This is a genomic window from Herbaspirillum lusitanum, from assembly GCF_026127345.1.
In the GTDB taxonomy this organism is placed as follows: Bacteria; Pseudomonadota; Gammaproteobacteria; order Burkholderiales; family Burkholderiaceae_D; genus Herbaspirillum; species Herbaspirillum lusitanum.
In genome coordinates this window covers 65648-82547 of the sequence record NZ_QXFG01000008.1, presented here as the reverse complement: position 1 = coordinate 82547, position 16900 = coordinate 65648, and the positions used below count along the sequence as shown (strand labels likewise).

The 16900-nt window shown below is 61.6% G+C and carries 10 protein-coding genes, 1 tRNA gene and 1 pseudogene; 5 read left to right on the top strand and 7 right to left on the bottom strand.

What is annotated here, in order from left to right; all coding sequences use genetic code 11:
• Positions 1-13 precede the first annotated feature (13 nt).
• On the bottom strand, positions 14-1558 hold the full coding sequence (locus tag DXT88_RS08760) for a fumarate hydratase (protein ID WP_265212752.1): 1545 nt from the start codon (positions 1556-1558) through the stop codon (positions 14-16).
• 45 nt (positions 1559-1603) lie between these two features.
• Positions 1604-2224 carry a YqhA family protein gene (locus DXT88_RS08755; protein ID WP_016836335.1) on the bottom strand — a complete coding sequence of 207 codons (621 nt, stop codon included), beginning with the start codon at positions 2222-2224 and terminating at the stop codon, positions 1604-1606.
• Between the two features lie 369 nt (positions 2225-2593).
• Here DXT88_RS08755 and acs point away from each other — a divergent pair, with 369 nt between their 5' ends.
• The 3 genes from acs to DXT88_RS08740 all read left to right on the top strand — a co-directional run bounded on the left by acs (position 2594) and on the right by DXT88_RS08740 (position 5475).
• Complete coding sequence (acs, locus tag DXT88_RS08750; RefSeq protein ID WP_265212749.1) at positions 2594-4576, top strand: acetate--CoA ligase; 1983 nt, start codon at positions 2594-2596, stop codon at positions 4574-4576.
• A 193-nt stretch (positions 4577-4769) separates the two neighbouring features.
• A tRNA-Ser gene (locus tag DXT88_RS08745) sits at positions 4770-4860 on the top strand.
• Positions 4861-4974: 114 nt separating this feature from the next.
• Complete coding sequence (locus DXT88_RS08740) at positions 4975-5475, top strand: cupin domain-containing protein (protein ID WP_265214108.1); 501 nt, start codon at positions 4975-4977, stop codon at positions 5473-5475.
• Between the two features lie 33 nt (positions 5476-5508).
• Here the strand turns inward: DXT88_RS08740 and DXT88_RS08735 are convergent, their stop codons facing one another.
• Positions 5509-6564 carry an HD-GYP domain-containing protein gene (locus tag DXT88_RS08735; protein ID WP_265212747.1) on the bottom strand — a complete coding sequence of 352 codons (1056 nt, stop codon included), beginning with the start codon at positions 6562-6564 and terminating at the stop codon, positions 5509-5511.
• 636 nt (positions 6565-7200) lie between these two features.
• On the opposite strand from DXT88_RS08735, the gene DXT88_RS08730 reads away from it, so the two are divergent.
• Positions 7201-8313, top strand: a complete 1113-nt coding sequence (locus DXT88_RS08730) for a hypothetical protein (protein ID WP_265212745.1) — start codon at positions 7201-7203, stop codon at positions 8311-8313.
• Positions 8314-8440: 127 nt separating this feature from the next.
• Here DXT88_RS08730 and DXT88_RS08725 read toward each other — a convergent pair whose 3' ends face one another.
• Positions 8441-12049, bottom strand: a complete 3609-nt coding sequence (locus tag DXT88_RS08725) for an indolepyruvate ferredoxin oxidoreductase family protein (protein WP_265212744.1) — start codon at positions 12047-12049, stop codon at positions 8441-8443.
• Between the two features lie 164 nt (positions 12050-12213).
• On the opposite strand from DXT88_RS08725, the gene DXT88_RS08720 reads away from it, so the two are divergent.
• Positions 12214-12681, top strand: a complete 468-nt coding sequence (locus DXT88_RS08720) for an Lrp/AsnC family transcriptional regulator (RefSeq protein WP_016836349.1) — start codon at positions 12214-12216, stop codon at positions 12679-12681.
• Positions 12682-12697: 16 nt separating this feature from the next.
• Here DXT88_RS08720 and DXT88_RS08715 read toward each other — a convergent pair.
• From DXT88_RS08715 to DXT88_RS08705, 3 genes and pseudogenes are all read right to left on the bottom strand, one after another.
• Positions 12698-14083: pseudogene (locus tag DXT88_RS08715) on the bottom strand (methyl-accepting chemotaxis protein); the annotation flags it as partial.
• A gap of 255 nt (positions 14084-14338) precedes the next feature.
• Positions 14339-15103 carry an ABC transporter ATP-binding protein gene (locus tag DXT88_RS08710; RefSeq protein ID WP_265212742.1) on the bottom strand — a complete coding sequence of 255 codons (765 nt, stop codon included), beginning with the start codon at positions 15101-15103 and terminating at the stop codon, positions 14339-14341.
• The gene (locus tag DXT88_RS08705) at positions 15103-16893 is read right to left on the bottom strand and encodes a branched-chain amino acid ABC transporter ATP-binding protein/permease (RefSeq protein WP_040503858.1); all 1791 of its coding nucleotides are present in this window, start codon (positions 16891-16893) and stop codon (positions 15103-15105) included. Before DXT88_RS08705 ends, DXT88_RS08710 begins: the two co-directional genes overlap by 1 nt.
• Positions 16894-16900: the final 7 nt, after the last annotated feature.

Here is a 16900-nt window from a genome sequence, read left to right as displayed (position 1 = left end):
GGGGCACGCATCATCATGCAGTCGTGACCGCAATCTTGCTCAGCGCAGTGTTGGTCGCGATCTTTTCCTTCCACTCGGCAGGACCGGTGTTGTGCACCGAGATACCGTTGGAATCGACCGCCACCGTCACCGGCATGTCCTTGACGTCGAACTCGTAGATCGCTTCCATGCCCAGGTCGGCAAAACCCAGCACCTTGGCCGACTTGATCGCCTTCGACACCAGGTAGGCCGAACCGCCGACCGCCATCAGGTAGGCCGACTTGTGCTTCTTGATCGCCTCGATGGCGGCCGGGCCGCGTTCCGACTTGCCGATCATGGAGATCAGGCCGGTCTGCTCCAGCATCATGTCGGTGAACTTGTCCATGCGCGTTGCGGTAGTCGGACCGGCAGGACCAACCACTTCGTCGCGCACGGGATCGACCGGACCGACGTAATAGATCACGCGGTTGGTGAAGTCGACCGGCAGCTTCTCGCCCTTGGCCAGCATTTCCTGGATGCGCTTGTGCGCGGCATCGCGGCCGGTCAGCATCTTGCCGTTCAGCAGCAGGGTCTGGCCCGGCTTCCACGAGGCGACTTCTTCCTTGGTCAAGGTGTCGAGGTTGACGCTCTTCGACTTTTCGGTGTCCGGCACCCAGTGCACTTCAGGCCATTCGGACAGCGACGGCGGATCCATGTAGGCCGGGCCGGAACCGTCCAGCACGAAGTGGCCGTGGCGGGTTGCCGCGCAGTTCGGAATCATCGCGACCGGCTTGGACGCGGCGTGGGTCGGATACATCGCGATCTTGACGTCGAGCACGGTGGTCAGGCCGCCCAGGCCTTGTGCGCCGATACCGAGCGCGTTGACCTTGTCGCACAGTTCGATGCGCAGTTCTTCGGTCTTGTTTTGCGGACCGCGTTGCTTCAGTTCGTACATGTCGATGTCGTCCATCAGCACTTCCTTGGCCATCAGCATGGCCTTCTCGGCGGTACCGCCGATGCCGATGCCGAGCATGCCCGGCGGACACCAGCCGGCGCCCATGGTCGGCACGGTCTTGAGGACCCAGTCCACCAGCGAGTCGGAAGGGTTCAGCATGACGAACTTGGTCTTGTTCTCGGAACCGCCGCCCTTGGCGGCGATGCGCACGTCAACGGTGTTGCCCGGCACCAGTTCCATGTGGATCACGGCCGGGGTGTTGTCCTTGGTGTTCTTGCGATCGAATTGCGGGTCGGCCACGATGGACGCGCGCAGCACGTTGTCCGGATGGCCGTAACCCTGGCGCACGCCTTCGTTGACGGCGTCGGCAATGGAGCCGCTGCCGAAGCCTTCAAAGCGTACGCCCATGCCGATCCTCAGGAATACGTTGACGATGCCGGTGTCCTGGCAGATCGGGCGCTTGCCTTCGGCGCACATGCGCGAGTTGGTCAGAATCTGGGCGATGGAATCCTTGGCGGCCGGGTTTTGCTCCAGCTCATAGGCGCGCGCCAGATGCTGGATGTAATCCACCGGATGGTAATAGCTGATGTATTGCAGCGCGGCGGCCACGGATTCGATGAGATCGTCTTGCTTGATGATGGTCATGGCTGGTTCTCTCGGGGTTGAATGAAAAATGCGGAAAGATTGCGGTCAGTGCGGTTCCGGCGGCTCCGATGGAATCGCGGGATGGCTCATGAGCCGGTCGCAATAGGCGATCGCCATGGCCGACAACAGGAAAGTGATATGAATGCCGGTCTGCGCCAGCAAGGTCTTGACGTCGTACAGGTTGGCGTTGATGAAGGTCTTGAGCAGATGGATCGACGAGATGCCGATGATCGCCGTCGCCAGCTTGACCTTCAGCACCGAGGCGTTCACGTGCGACAGCCACTCGGGCTGGTCGGGATGGCTTTCCAGGTTCATGCGCGAGACGAAGGTTTCGTAGCCGCCCACGATCACCATGATCAGCAGGTTCGAAATCATCACCACGTCGATCAGCGCCAGCACCACCAGCATGATGGTCTGCTCGTTGAGCTTGTCGGGACGCAGCGCGCCCTCGATGGCGACCGCGTCGAGGATGTGTTCCAGCGACGCCGCATTGCCCAGCGCGGCGCCGATCAGGTCGCTCAACTCGACCCAGAAATGATAGACGTAGACGCACTGCGCCAGGATCAGGCCGAGGTACAAAGGCAGCTGCAGCCACCGGCTCATGAAAATCAGATTGGGCAGGATGCCGATCTTTTTACCGGAAGGCGTGGAGCGAGTGTCTTTCATTGGCGCGGATCTCAGAATAAAACAGTGATGTGAGCAGGCTGTCGGCCTTGCGTCACGGCGGCTTGCGTGCATCGCATGCGGATATCGGATGCATTCAGGCGAGCGAATTCAGGGCGCTATTTTACACTCCCTTGCTGCGTTGCTGGCTGCAGGCGCTCTGCTGAGGACGGCCGCAGATGCGATAATGCACTTAGGCAATACCGCTCTGCAAACTTCGCAGCGTCCTTGTGGTCAGACCCTTGGATACAGCGCAAGACCTTGCGCAGCGGCCTTCCCCGCCCCGATCAATTCAGAATGTGTAAGGACTGAGTAAGTGAACACGCCTATGTTTTGCAAAAAGCAAAAATCATTAATCGCAGGAGACTAATCGTGGCAGACATCGAAACCTTCAAGCAAGAAAACCGTGTATTCGCTCCACCGGCCGAGTTCGTCAAGAACGCCGCCGTGTCCGGCATGGACGCCTATAACGCCTTGTGCGCCGAAGCAGAGCGCGACTACGAAGGCTTCTGGGCCCGCCTCGCGCGTGAAAACCTGCAGTGGAACAAACCCTTCACCAAGACCCTGAACGAAGCCGACGCACCGTTCTACAAATGGTTTGAAGACGGCAAGATCAACGTCTCGTACAACTGCCTCGACGTCAACCTCGACAACGGCAACGCCGACAAGACCGCCGTCATCTTCGAATCCGACGACGCCAAGGTCACCCGCGTCACCTATCGCGAACTGCACAAGAAAGTCTGCCACTTCGCCAACGGCCTGAAGTCGCTCGGCGTCAAGAAAGGCGACCGCGTCGTCATCTACATGCCGATGTCGGTCGAAGGCGTCGCCGCCATGCAAGCCTGCGCCCGCATCGGCGCCACGCACTCGGTGGTGTTCGGCGGCTTCTCCGCCAAATCGCTGCAAGAGCGCGTGATCGACGCCGGCGCAGTCGCCGTCATCACCGCCGACTACCAGGTGCGCGGCGGCAAGCAATTGCCGCTCAAATCCATCGTCGACGAAGCACTCGCCATGGGCGGCTGCGACACCATCAGGAACGTGGTCGTCTACAAGCGCGCCGGCGCCGACATCAACTGGGTCGAAGGTCGCGACCTGTGGCTGCACGACGTCGTCGCCAACCAGCCCGACGCCTGCGAACCTGAATGGGTCGACGCCGAACATCCGCTGTTCATCCTCTACACCTCCGGCTCCACCGGCAAACCGAAGGGCGTGCAACACGCGTCCGGCGGCTACCTGCTGTGGGCCGTGCTGACGATGAAGTGGACCTTCGACATCAAGCCCGACGACATCTACTGGTGCACCGCCGACATCGGCTGGATCACCGGCCACACCTACATCGCCTACGGCCCGCTGGCAGTCGGCGCGACGCAGATCGTGTTCGAAGGCGTGCCGACCTATCCGAACGCCGGGCGTTTCTGGGACATGGTCCAGCGTCACAAGGCCACCATTTTCTACACCGCGCCGACCGCGATCCGCTCGCTGATCAAAGCCGCCGAAGCCGACGAAAAAATCCATCCCAAGCAATACGACCTGTCGTCGCTGCGCCTCTTGGGTTCGGTCGGCGAACCGATAAATCCGGAAGCCTGGATGTGGTACTACAAAAACATCGGCCAGGAAAAATGCCCGATCGTCGACACTTTCTGGCAAACCGAAACCGGCGGCCACATGATCTCGCCGCTGCCGGGCGCAACCCCGCAAGTGCCGGGCTCCTGCACGCTGCCGCTGCCGGGCATCACCGCCGCCATCGTCGATGAAACCGGCAACGACCTGCCTAACGGCACCGGCGGCATCCTGGTCGTCAAGCGTCCGTGGCCGTCGATGATCCGCACCATCTGGAACGATCCCGAGCGTTTCAAGAAGAGCTATTTCCCCGAAGAATTCGGCGGCAAGGTCTACCTCGCCGGCGACGGCGCGATCCGCAACAAGGACACCGGCTACTTCACCATCACCGGCCGCATCGACGACGTGCTGAACGTCTCCGGTCACCGCATGGGCACGATGGAAATCGAATCAGCACTGGTCGCCAACCCCATCGTGGCCGAAGCCGCCGTGGTCGGCAAACCGGACGAAACCACCGGCGAATCGATCTGCGCCTTCGTGGTCCTGAAGCGCCCTCGCCCGACCGGCGACGAAGCCAAGGCCATCGCCAAGGAACTGCGCGACTGGGTCGCCAAGGAAATCGGCCCGATCGCCAAGCCCAAGGAAATCCGTTTTGGCGACAACCTGCCCAAGACCCGCTCCGGCAAAATCATGCGTCGCCTGCTGCGCGTGCTGGCCAAGGGCGAAGACATCACGCAGGACATCTCGACCCTGGAAAACCCGGCCATCCTGGACCAGCTCAAGGAAGCGCAATAAGCCGGAAATAGCCGGAACGGCGCTGTATTCCCGGCCGCAAGCCGCATCTGCACCGGGAATGCCGATCTGACAAGAAATGATGGCGATGCCGCAACGCATCGCCATTATTTTATGGGCGACGGTTCAAAACCGCCTCACTTCCCGAAAAATGTTGCTATAATCAGCGGCTTCGCTAAAAACGAAGCCAAATTCCGGAGAGATGGATGAGTGGTTGAAGTCGCACGCCTGGAAAGCGTGTATAGGTTAATAGCCTATCGGGGGTTCGAATCCCCCTCTCTCCGCCAGAATACAAAATGCCCGCTTATGCGGGCATTTTCATTTGTATTTCCAAAGTGAATCGCTTGCCAGCGATTCACGCATCAGGCAAATTCAGGCATGCAAACAGAGATGAGGCAAATATGAATGAACGTGCTTCCAAACCTGAAGAACTGATCGCTCGCCTTCGTCTCCTGCCGCATCCCGAGGGCGGTCACTTCAGGGAGACCTATCGTGGCGCAATGGAAGTCGCGCGAGCAAGCGACGGCCTCATCCGCTCGGCCTCAACGGCGATCTACTATTTGCTGGGTGCTGGAGAAAGATCTGCCTGGCACCGGATCAAGTCGGACGAGATGTGGCATTTCTATGACGGGTCGCCCTTGCACATCTATGTCCTCGAACAAGCCGGCGATCTGACTGTTCTCCACTTGGGGAATCCCGTCATCCATGACGGCGCAGAATTCCAGGCCCTGGTGCCTGCCGGCGCATGGTTCGCTGCAGAATGCGCAGATCCGCAAGGCCATTCCCTCGTCGGTTGCACGGTGGCGCCGGGTTTCGAATTCGAGGAATTCGAACTCGCCGACAAAGCGCTGCTCACGCGGACCTGGCCTCGGCATGCACAGGTGATTGAACGCCTCGCTTAACGGTGCACCGCCAACGCCGTTGCCGGCGACCGTCTATTCAGCCGTCAAGGTAAACAACCGCTCGATGGCCGTATCGTACTGCGTGGACTGATTTGGAAGCGTGCGCAGAATGGCGTACTGTGGCAATACCGTCTCGCGCAGCAGCGGATCCCTGATTGGCAAGCCGTTCTTGTCTCGCACCACGGCCACCAAAGGCGCCGTCGGCGTATTGCCGCGCCGGATCGTCACCGCCGTCTCGCCGCTTTTCAGCAGCACAAAACAGCCGGGTGGATAGATGCCGAATTCCTTGAGCAGCGCCGATGCAATCGGATGTCCGTCGCTGACCAGATAAACCGACTGGGCAGCCTGCCTCGGCGGCATTGATGCCCTGGTCTTGCGAGCGGAATACTTGGCCGTAAAGATATCGGCGAACCGGATCATTTGCGACAATTCGCTGAGTTCGCGTTTGGTCCCATAGGGGTAACCGCGCCCGTCCGGACTTTCGTGATGTTGCTCAACGGCCTGCAACCAGTCCTCATCGGTCACGCCGGCATCCTGCAGCATGCGCACGCTCTCGGCCGGATGCATGCGTATCTGACGCCGTTGCCGATCGGTCGGCGCGCTTGCGCTCCGCGCAAGTTCGCCCTGCAAGGCGATGATGGAAAGATTCATCGTCAACGCCGCGTTAATCACGGTCGCCTTGTTCTTTTTCGACCAACCTAGCCGGGTGGCAAGGATGCTGCAAACGCAGGCAACGTGGATCGAATGGGTGATGCCGTATGAAGCGAAACGCTCCTGGTCGTGGCGGATGACCGAGTAGATCGTCTGGTCGGTATGTTCTTCCGATGCGATGGCGATCATCGATTCCACGTCGCTGATACCTCTCAGGAATTTCCCATCGAGATAATTCGTGAGCAGTTCGGTCAATCTTCTTTCCACCGCATCCCACTGCTGGGCGAATGGCACCGTCGGCCGTTCGCTGGCGCCGAACAGCATTGGCGGCTGTTCCTTCCTGGCGTGAACCTCGTCCGCATCCACGAACACGCCTCGCCGCAAAAGATTGTGCTGCATCTCCATGGTTTCGACCAGATAGCCGCGCGCCAGCAACAACTTCCCTTCCGTGTCCCGGACATTCCAGGGCAAGGGAGCGCCACAATTTATTTGCGCGGAGACTTCGCCAATCGGTATCAGGTTCATGATGAGCAAACGAAAGAGTTGTCTTGGAGGTGACTAGCCATGCTGAGCAACATACTAAGAGCGGCGCAAAAATATATCTGTCGGGAAACTTTGATTCCTTGAGGAAAATAACGATGCCGGACTGGCAAGGTTCGGCACATATCGGAGGCGATCAAAGGAGAAGCCCTACAAATGCCGGTAGAGTTAATTGTCTTGTAATGATTGTTTGATACTATTCACCCCGCTGTTTCCGCCTGCGATCAACAAGAATCCAAAACTGCTCAGGGGGCGTATTGCCAAATACGTTGAGCCGATCCGTAGCGACGCGACAATCACCATTGCGTTCAGAACAGCAATCCCTGAAGCCATTCTTCTTGTAATCACTGATCCTTCATCATGGCGGACTCGGTGACACGGCCGTGGAAGCACCGCCGACACAAAGAGAGTGGATAGCTCCGAGTTCAAACAGAAAGCGTAGTCAACCAAGCGGCCAAGAAACCGACACTTACCTGGTGAGCGGTTGGCCAGAACGACTGATCGAAATCAGTCACATTTTTTTGGGGCGGGGAAATGGATCTGAAAACGTGGCGCGAACTGGCGCCGGAAAAGAAGAAATTCGTCATCGGAATCGCCGTCGCCGTAGCGGTGGTTTATCTGATTTGCATTCTGCTCAGCGTGAATGTTCTGCGCAACAACCGCGTGACGGCCGAGCTCAATCATCAGGCGCGCATGTCCAGCCTCGGCAAGGAACAAGGCGACTCCTCATCGGCGCTCGCCGCTGCCGCAAGCAATGTTCCTACCGTCTCGGTGGGCACCTATGTGGATGGGATTGATACGTTCTCGATCAAGGATTCGAGCTGGAGCGCGACCTTCTACGTCTGGTTCCGCTGGACCGGAGAAAAGTCCCTCGACCCGGGCGCAAAACTCGTCGTCGTCGACGGCAACATCATCAAGAAAGAAGTGCTGGAGGAATACCACAATGACGACGGCACGCATTACCAGCGGCTCCGGGTCTCCGCCAAATTCCTGAAGTTCTTCGACACCATGCGGGTGCCGCTCGAGGACCACATGCTCAACATCTATCTCGAAGACGGCGCGCGCGACAGCACCAAATTACGTTACGTCGCCGACGCAAGCTCCAACGTCAGTTCGCGGGTGCAGATTTCCGGCTACAAGATCACCGGCAAATCCAACGTCGTCAAACCGCACGCCTACCGTTCATCCTATGGCGATCCGCGCGTCGACGCGAAGAGCGAAAAAGTATTCACGCAATACATCGCCGGCATCAACATCGCGCGCTCAAGCGCCGGCGTCTACAACAAGATCTTCCTGTCGCTGTTCGCAGCGCTGGCGTTGGCCCTGTGCAGTTTCTACGTGAAGGCATCCGACGTCGGCCCGCGCTTCTCGCTGCCGTCCGCCGCCTATTTCGGTGCGGTCGCCAACTCCTACGTGGCCAATTCCATCCTGCCGCCGTCGGGCTCGTTCGGCCTGGTCGACTACGTGGCGGCGTTCGGGCTGGCGACGATCGCGCTGTCGCTGATCCTGGCGCTGCTGTCCAATTTCATCATGGTCAAGAAGGAAGATAAAGCGCTTTCCTACGCGCTGGACCGGGTGATGTTCTGGGTGTTGCTGAGTTCTTGCGTGTTGGCGAATATTGCTATTCCTTGGGCTGCGCGGGGGTGACGTAAGCACCTTCCGCAAGTTTCCAGAAGGAAAAAAGCTCCCAAACGGGAGCTTTTTCATTTTCGATCAGCGTGAACTGCCAATCGCTAAAACCAGCAGGATCAGCCTTACCACCGAGGTTCAAGCATCAAGCCGCCACCCGCTCGTCCCCGCGCGACTCCCCCAAAAACTCCCCCATCAACCCATCCCACTCCCGGTCCGCCTTATCCATCGCCGCCAGCTTGACGTGCCCGTACCCGCGCACCTGCTCCGGCAACTGCGCCAGCTTCAACGCCGCGCCCTTGTTGCCGGCATTCAGTTGATCCGCCAGCACAAGCGCAAAACCCAGGTACCGATCCCGCAACGCCCGCTCACGGCGACGCTCTTCGGTATAACCGAACACATCCAACGGCGTCCCGCGCAGCGACCTGAAGCGCGACAGCACCGCAAACCCCGACATCATCCACGCGCCGAAACGCATCTTGGCCGGCACGTCTGAGCCCGGCTTCTTGCGCGCCAGCATCGGCGGCGCCAGGTGGAAGGCCAGCTTGTAGTCGCCGTCGAACTGCGCGGCGATCTGTTCGCGAAATACCGGGTCGGCGTGCAGGCGCGCGACTTCGTATTCGTCCTTGTAGGCCATCAGCTTGAACAGGTTGCGCGCGACCATCTTGCTGATCGGGCGCCTGGAGGCATTGCCTTCCAAGCTGGCTTCGGCGCGTTCGACGGCGGCGACGGCTTCTTCGTAGCGGCGGGCGTAGGCGCGGTTCTGGTATTTGGTCAGGAAGTCGATGCGGAAGGCGACGGTGTCAGCCAGCGACTTCGGTGCGGCGAACTGGATGACCTGCTGCTTCGGCTTGCCGAGCTTGTCCAGCGCGGCCGCATCGGCGGCGGCCAGGCGGCCGAGGGTGAAGGCGCGTTTGTTCATGTCGATGGCGACGCCATTGAGCTCGATGGCGCGCATCAGCGCCGGCAGGCCGACCGGCACCAAGCCCTGTTGCCAGGCGTAACCCATCAGCAGGATGTTGCCGCCGATCGGGTCGCCGAGGAAACGCAATGCCGTGTCCTGCGCATCGATCTGCACGACGTTGTCGGCGCCGGCCGAGGCGGCCAGCTTCTCCAGCAGGCCGTCCTTGTTGATCGACGCATCCGGATCGCGCGTGAAATCGGCGGTCGGTATTTCGCGGTCGTTGGCGATCACCTTGGTGTGGCCGCGGCGCATGACCGAGAGGCCTTCCGGCATGGCCGAGACCACCAGGTCGCAGGCGAACACGGCGTCGGCCTGTTGCAGGTCGATGCGGACCTGGTTGAGCGCCGCCGGCGATGCGGCGATGCGCACGTGAGACAGGACCGCGCCGCCCTTCTGCGCGAAGCCCATGAAGTCGAGCGTGGACGCGCCCTTGCCCTCCAGGTGTGCGGCCATGGTGATCAGCGCGCCGACGGTGACGACGCCGGTGCCGCCAACGCCGGCCACGAGGATTTCAAACGGTTTGGCTAAGCGATGCGGCGCCGGGGTCGGATACGCGGCCAGCGTGGCTTCGAGATCGGCCAGGGTGAGCTTGACACTTTCCGGCTTCTTCAGCGTGCCGCCCAGCACCGAGACGAAGCTGGGACAGAAGCCCTCCACGCAGGAGTAATCCTTGTTGCAGGAGGATTGCTCGATCTGGCGCTTGCGGCCGAGTTCGGTTTCCAGCGGCAGGATCGACAAGCAGTTGGATTGCACGCCGCAGTCGCCGCAGCCTTCGCATACCGCCGGGTTGATCATCATGCGGCGCGCCGGATCGGGGAAGGCGAAGTGGCCGGGCTTGTTCTTCTTGCGGCGGCGGCGCTTCTCGGCGGCGCAGGTCTGGTCGTAGACCAGCACGGTCACGCCGGGGATGTCGCGCAGCATGCGCTGGATGACGTCGAGTTCGGTGCGGTGATGCACCGTGACGCCGGCAGGCAGCTTGACCAGCGCGTAGTTCTCGGGCGCGTCGGTAACGACCACGACCTTCTTCGCGCCTTCGCTGGTGACCTGCTGCACGATCTGCGGCACCGACAGCGAGCCGTCGACCGGTTGGCCGCCGGTCATGGCGACGGCGTCGTTGTAGAGGATCTTGTAGGTGATGTTGGTGCGCGCGGCGATGGCCTGGCGGATCGCCAGCGAACCCGAGTGGTAATAGGTGCCGTCGCCCAGATTCTGGAACACGTGCTTCTCTTCGACGAAGCGCGAGGAGCCGACCCAGTTAATGCCTTCGCCACCCATCTGCGCGAGGTAGTTGGTGTCGCGCTTCATCCAGGTCGCCATGAAGTGGCAGCCGATGCCGGCCATGGCGCGACTGCCTTCCGGCACCCGGGTGGAGGTGTTGTGCGGGCAGCCGGAGCAGAAATACGGCGTACGCTTGACACTGTCGGCCCCATTCGACAACAACTCGGCGGCGCAGAAATCGGGCAGGAAGCGTTGCAGGTTCAGCGTCGGGAAGCGAGGTCCGAACCAGCGCACCAGCGCCGGCGCGATGCGCGAGGGACGCAGCTCGCCCAGCGCCGACAGCAGCGCTTCGCCGTGGGCGTCGGTCTTGCCGATCACCGACGGGCGGCGCTCTTGCGGCAGGTTGTAGAACAGGTTCTTGAGCTGCTGCTCGATGACGGCGCCCTTCTCTTCAACCACCAGGATTTCATCGAGGCCTTGGGCGAAGGCCGACAGGCGCGTACGTTCCAACGGATAGGTCAGGCCCGGCTTGTACAGGCGCACGCCGAGGTCTTCCAATTGCTGTTGCGACAGGCCGAGGCGCTCCAGCGCTTCCAGCAGGTCGAGGTAAGCCTTGCCGGCGCTGATGATGCCGATGCGCGCACCCGGCGCCGGCACGATCAGCTTGTCGATGGAATTGACGCCGGCAAATGCCTGCACCGCCTTGAGCTTGTCGTCGACGCGCTGCTCCAGCGCCAGGCCGGGCAAGTCGGGCCAGCGGTTGTGCAGGCCGTCGGCCGGCGGCGTGTAATCCGTCGGCACGGTGTAGCTCGGCAGCGATGGTAATTCCACCACGGCGCCGCCTTCGACGGTTTCCGAAATCGCCTTGAAGCCGACCCACGCGCCCGAGAAGCGCGACAGCGCCCAGCCGTACAGGCCGAACTCCATGTATTCCTGGATGTTGGCGGGATTGACCACCGGCATGCCCCAGGCAATCAGCGCCTGTTCGCTCTGGTGCGGCATCGACGACGACACGCAGCCGTGGTCGTCGCCGAGGATCGCCAGCACGCCGCCATGCGGCGAAGAGCCGTAGGCGTTGCCGTGCTTGAGCGCATCGCCGGAGCGATCGACGCCTGGACCCTTGCCGTACCACATGGCGAACACGCCCTGCACCTTGCGCGTCGGGTCGGCTTCGACCTGTTGCGAGCCGAGCACGGCGGTGGCGCCGAGTTCTTCGTTGATGGCCGGCAGGAACTCGACGTTATGTGCACTCAGCAGCTTCGAGGCCCGCCACAGTTCCTGGTCGACCGCACCCAGCGGCGAACCGCGATAGCCGCTGATGAAGCCGCCGGTATTGAGGCCGTTGGCGGCGTCGGCGATCTTCTGCATGCACAGCAGGCGCACCAGCGCCTGGGTGCCGGTCAGGAAGACGCGGCCGCTGCTGCGGGTGAGATTGTCTTCGAGTGCATAGTCAGGATCTGCCAGCGCGGAAACCAGCGATGCAGTCGTTTCAATTGGCGTGACCGGCAGGGTTTCAGGCTGAACCGGCGCCGCAGCGGCCGATCGGAAGGGGGGAATTGTCACCGAGTTCATCGTTATCGTTGTCGTCTCAATAGGGGGCGAAAGGCTGCCGGACCACCCGTCAAAAACAGGTGTTATTGAAAGAAAGGATATGACTTGGAATCGGAAAAATTATTTCTATTTATGCCTTGATAGTCGATAAAATGAGAATTATTTTTCCAAATGTTACTTAAAAAATGAAAAACTCACCTCTCGATTCCGCATCGCAAAAGATCCTCGCCGAGCTGCAGAAAAACGCCCGGATTTCCTCGAATGAACTGGCGGAAAAAGTCGGCATGTCGGCCAGTCCGTGCTGGCGCCGGCAGAAGGAATTGGAAGACAACGGTTACATCGTCCGCTACACCGCCGTGGTCGACCGGCGCAAGCTGGGACTGTCGGTGTGCTGCCTGGCGCACATCTCCTTGCTGCGCCATGCCGAAGGCGTGGTGGAGAAGTTCGAGGAAACCATGCGCATGCGTCCCGAAGTGATCGAATGCTACGAAACCACCGGCACCGCCGACTACATGGTCAAGGTCATCGTGCCCGACATGGATGCGTATCACGACTTCCTGCACAACGTGCTGGTCAAGCTCAATGGCGTCTCGCAGGTCAACACCAGCGTGGCGCTGCGCGAAGTGAAATACGAAACGGCGCTGCCGATCTGAAGCAGCGCCGAAGTTTTTAACCCTTGTAGATCCCGCAGCCGATCACCAGCCCGTTGACCTCTTCGATGTAGGTGGTCTTTTCTTCCAGCACGGCGGTGACCGGGTTCGGCCAGCGGTAGTCGATCCAGCCTTTGCCGCCGCCCTTGGCGGTATCGACGAATTGCTTGATGAACAGCTTGCCGTCGGCGTCCTTCAGGTCGATCAGGTTGCGCCCGATCAGCTTGGCGTTTTCGCCATGGGCGAGCGTGTTGCCGCTGAGGTCGATGACGTTGATGTAGAGGTCGCGCTGCTTGAATGCCGGCGTGGGTCGGCTGAAGTCGGCCAGCGCCGCGTCCTTGCCCTGCTGCTTCACGTGCTGTACTGCGCGCCTGACCAGGGCCACCGCGTCTTCGGTATGGTTCTCAAGGCGGAAGGCGCTGACCGATTGCGCCAGCGAGGTCGCCAGTTCCTGCATCTTGACCGCCGACGAGGCGGCCTGCTCGACCATCGCGGCGTTCTGCTGCGTCATGCGGTCCATCTGCGTGATGGCCTGGTTGATCTCGCCGATGCCGCTGCTCTGCTCGCGGCCGGCCTGGGTGATTTCGGAGATGATGCGTTCGACGTGCCGGACCGAGTCGACGATTTCCTTCATGGTGCCGCCGGCCTGCCCGGCCAAGGCATTGCCGCTCTGTACCTTCTGCACCGAGTCGTCGATCAGGGTCTTGATTTCCTTGGCGGCGACTGCCGAGCGTTGCGCCAGGTTGCGTACTTCGGAGGCAACCACGGCGAAACCCCTGCCCTGCTCGCCGGCGCGCGCCGCTTCGACCGAGGCGTTCAGTGCGAGGATATTGGTCTGGAAGGCGATGCCGTCGATCACGCTGATGATATCGACGATCTTGCGCGAACTCTCGTTGATCGAACCCATGGTATCGAGCACCTGGCTCACCACCTGGCCGCCCTTGACGGCGAAGCCGGACGCCGCCTCGACGATCTGGTTGGCGCGCACGGCGTGGTCGGCGTTCTGGGTAACGGTGGCGGTCAGTTGCTACATTGAGGAAGCGGTCTGCTCCAGCGAACTGGCCTGCGCTTCGGTGCGCGCCGACAACTCGCTGTTGCCGCTGGCGATCTGGCCGGAGGCGTCCGAAATCACTTGCGTGCCGGAGCGCACTTCACCGACGATCTTGAGCAGGCTCTGGTTCATGGCCTGCAAGGCGCCCAGCAGATCGCTGACTTCGTCGCGCCCTTCCACGACGACTTTGGAAGACAGGTCGCCGGTCGCCACACGCCGCGCAATCGACACCGCCGCCTGCAACGGCCGCGTGATGCTGCGGCTCAGGCGCCATGCGATCAGGGCGCACGCCAGCATCAGCGCGACGCCGGCGCCGGCAGCGAATTTCAGCAGCACGCCGCGCGACGCATCGGCATCGTTCAGCGCCGCAGCGATGGCGCTCTTCTGCGCCGCTGGCACGGTCGCGCCGATTTGCATGAGTTGCTGCGATAAACCGTCTTGCAGCGACGCCGCCTGGACGGCGATCGCCGCGCCGAGCGCGACCAGCAGCACGAACAGCAGTGCAAAGCCGCCTCCCAGCCGCACACCGATAGAATACCGACGCAGGTTCATTGTCTCCACTCCGTTGTTGTTTTGCGCTCTCCGTCGCTATGCTTTTTGCTCAATTTTTTAATGCTTCGCGAAACCCAGATAGCTCTCGATGATCTGCTTGTTGGCCGCGAGTTCCGAGGCCGCACCTTCCATCACCGGCTCACCCATTTCCAGCACGTAGGCGTAGTCGGCGACCTGCAATGCCGCGCGCGCGTTCTGCTCGATCAGCAGCGTGGCGACGCCGGTCTTGCGCAGCTCGCTGATGATGTGGAAAATTTCCTTGGTGATCAGCGGCGCCAGGCCCAGGCTCGGTTCATCGAGCATCAGCACCTGCGGCTTGGCCATCAGCGCGCGGCCGACCGCCAGCATCTGGCGCTCGCCGCCGGACAAGGTGCCGGCCGCCTGCTTGCGCCGTTCCAGCAGGCGCGGGAACAAGGCGTAGACCGAATCGAGCTGGTCCATGTAATTGGCTTCGCCGTTCTTCTTGCGCTTGTAGGCGCCCAGCTGCAGGTTGTCTTCGACGCTCATGGTGGCGAACAGCTCGCGCTTTTCCGGCACCAGGCAAAGACCGCGCGCGACGCGGTCTTCGACGTCCATGCTGCTCAGTTCCTGGCCGAGGTACTGCACGCTGCCGCTGGCCGAACCGCCGGTCGGCAAGGCGCCCATGATGGCGTTGAGCAGGGTCGACTTGCCGGCGCCGTTGGGGCCGATGACGGTGACGATCTGGCCGGCGCGCACTTGCAGTCCGGCGCCGTGCAGCGCCTCCACCTTGCCGTAGCGCGCGTGCAGGTTGCTGACGTTGAGCAGGACTTCGCCGTTGTTGATGATGGTATTTCCGGTCATTATTCCACTCCTCCGAGATAGGCTTCCAGCACGGCAGGATGGACCTGGATCTGCGCCGGCGTTCCCTCGGCGATCTTGGTGCCGAATTCCATGACCACGATGTGATCGGTCAGTTGCATCACGAAGTCCATGTCGTGCTCGACCAGCAGCACGGCCATGCCTTCGGCGCGCAGCTTCCTGAGCAGTTCGGACAGCGCCTCTTTTTCCTTGTAGCGCAAACCGGCGGCCGGTTCATCCAGCAACAGCAAGGCCGGATCGCAGCACAGCGCGCGGGCGATTTCGAGGATGCGTTGCTGGCCCAGCGCCAGGCTGCCGGCCGGACGGTACAGCATGTCGCCGAGGCCGACGCGTTCCAGCTGGCGTTTGGCTTCGAGCAAAATCTTGTCCTCTTCCTTGCGGTTCAGACGCAGGACGCTGGCCAGTGCGCCGCCTTGCGCTGCACGGTCGCCGCGCAGGTAGGCGCCCATGGCGGCGTTCTCGAGCACGCTCATGCCAGGCACCAGGCGCACGTGCTGGAAGGTGCGAGCGATGCCGCGGCTGGCGATCTGGCGCGACGACAAACCGGCGATGGAGCGACCGCGATAATTGACTTCGCCGCTGGTGATCGGCAGCACGCCGGTGACCAGGTTGAAGGTGGTCGACTTGCCGGCGCCGTTGGGGCCGATCAGGCCGACCACTTCGCCGGCCTTGACCGAGAAGCTGACGTCGTTGACCGCCACCAGGCCGCCGAACTGTTTGCGCGCAGCCTTGACGTCGAGGATGACGTCGCCGGCGGCGGGCTTGTCCTTGTGCGCCAGCGCAGGCGCCTCCTCCGGCGCCCTGGCCGACGGCCGGCCCGGGAAGCGCGCCTGGATGAACGGCCACAGGCCTTCGTTGGCGTATTGCAGGAACAGCACCAGCGCAATGCCGAACACGATGGCTTCGAAGTTGCCGCCGGTGCCGAGCACGGCCGGCAGCCACTCTTGCAGGAAGTTGCCGAGCAAGGTGATCAGGCCGGCGCCGAGCAGCGCGCCCCAGACGTAGCCGGCACCGCCCACCACCACCATGAGCAGGTAATCGATGCCGTACTTGAGGCCGAACGGGGTCGGATTGACTGCGTGCTGCAGATGCGCATACAGCCAGCCGGACACGCCGGCCAGCATGGCGGCATAGACGAAGATGACGATCTTGAGCCAGACCGTATTGACGCCCATCGCTTCCGGCATGACGTAACCGAACTTGAGTGCGCGCACGGCGCGGCCGGTGCGCGAGTTGAGGAAGTTCTTGACCGACACCAGCGCCAGGATCACCACCACCCAGATCAGCACGTACATCGACTTGCCGCTGCTGAACTCGAAGTTGAACAGCGAAATCGACGGGATGCCGCCGATGCCGTCGTACTTGCCCAGGCTCTCCAGATTGCCGAACAGGAAGTACAGCGACAAACCCCAGGCAATGGTCGACAGCGGCAGGAAGTGACCGGAGATGCGCATCGTGACCGCGCCGATCAGCAGCGCCGAAACGCCGGTGATGAGCACGCCCGCCAGCAGGCCGATCCACGGCGACAGGCCGAATTGCGTGGTGACGTAAGCGGTGGTGTACGCGCCGATGCCGACGAATGCAGCCTGGCCGAACGAGGTCAGGCCGGCGACGCCGGTCAGCATCACGAGACCCAGCGCGACGATGCTGTAGAGGCCCACATACGACAACAGCGTGATCCAGAACGGCGGCACCGACAGGAACGGCAAGGCCAACACCACCAACAGGACAATGACCGGGGCAATGGCCGAGAGAACGAGTTTGTTTTTCATGTATTCC

What these genes read in the sequence shown, in the direction of transcription:
- DXT88_RS08760 (WP_265212752.1), bottom strand. Translation starts at nt 1,558, where the DNA reads ATGACCATCATCAAGCAAGACGATCTCATCGAATCCGTGGCCGCCGCG.
- DXT88_RS08755 (WP_016836335.1), bottom strand. Translation starts at nt 2,224, where the DNA reads ATGAAAGACACTCGCTCCACGCCTTCCGGTAAAAAGATCGGCATCCTG.
- DXT88_RS08740 (WP_265214108.1), top strand. Translation starts at nt 4,975, where the DNA reads ATGAATGAACGTGCTTCCAAACCTGAAGAACTGATCGCTCGCCTTCGT.
- DXT88_RS08730 (WP_265212745.1), top strand. Translation starts at nt 7,201, where the DNA reads ATGGATCTGAAAACGTGGCGCGAACTGGCGCCGGAAAAGAAGAAATTC.
- DXT88_RS08725 (WP_265212744.1), bottom strand. Translation starts at nt 12,049, where the DNA reads ATGAACTCGGTGACAATTCCCCCCTTCCGATCGGCCGCTGCGGCGCCG.
- DXT88_RS08720 (WP_016836349.1), top strand. Translation starts at nt 12,214, where the DNA reads ATGAAAAACTCACCTCTCGATTCCGCATCGCAAAAGATCCTCGCCGAG.
- DXT88_RS08710 (WP_265212742.1), bottom strand. Translation starts at nt 15,103, where the DNA reads ATGACCGGAAATACCATCATCAACAACGGCGAAGTCCTGCTCAACGTC.
- DXT88_RS08705 (WP_040503858.1), bottom strand. Translation starts at nt 16,893, where the DNA reads ATGAAAAACAAACTCGTTCTCTCGGCCATTGCCCCGGTCATTGTCCTG.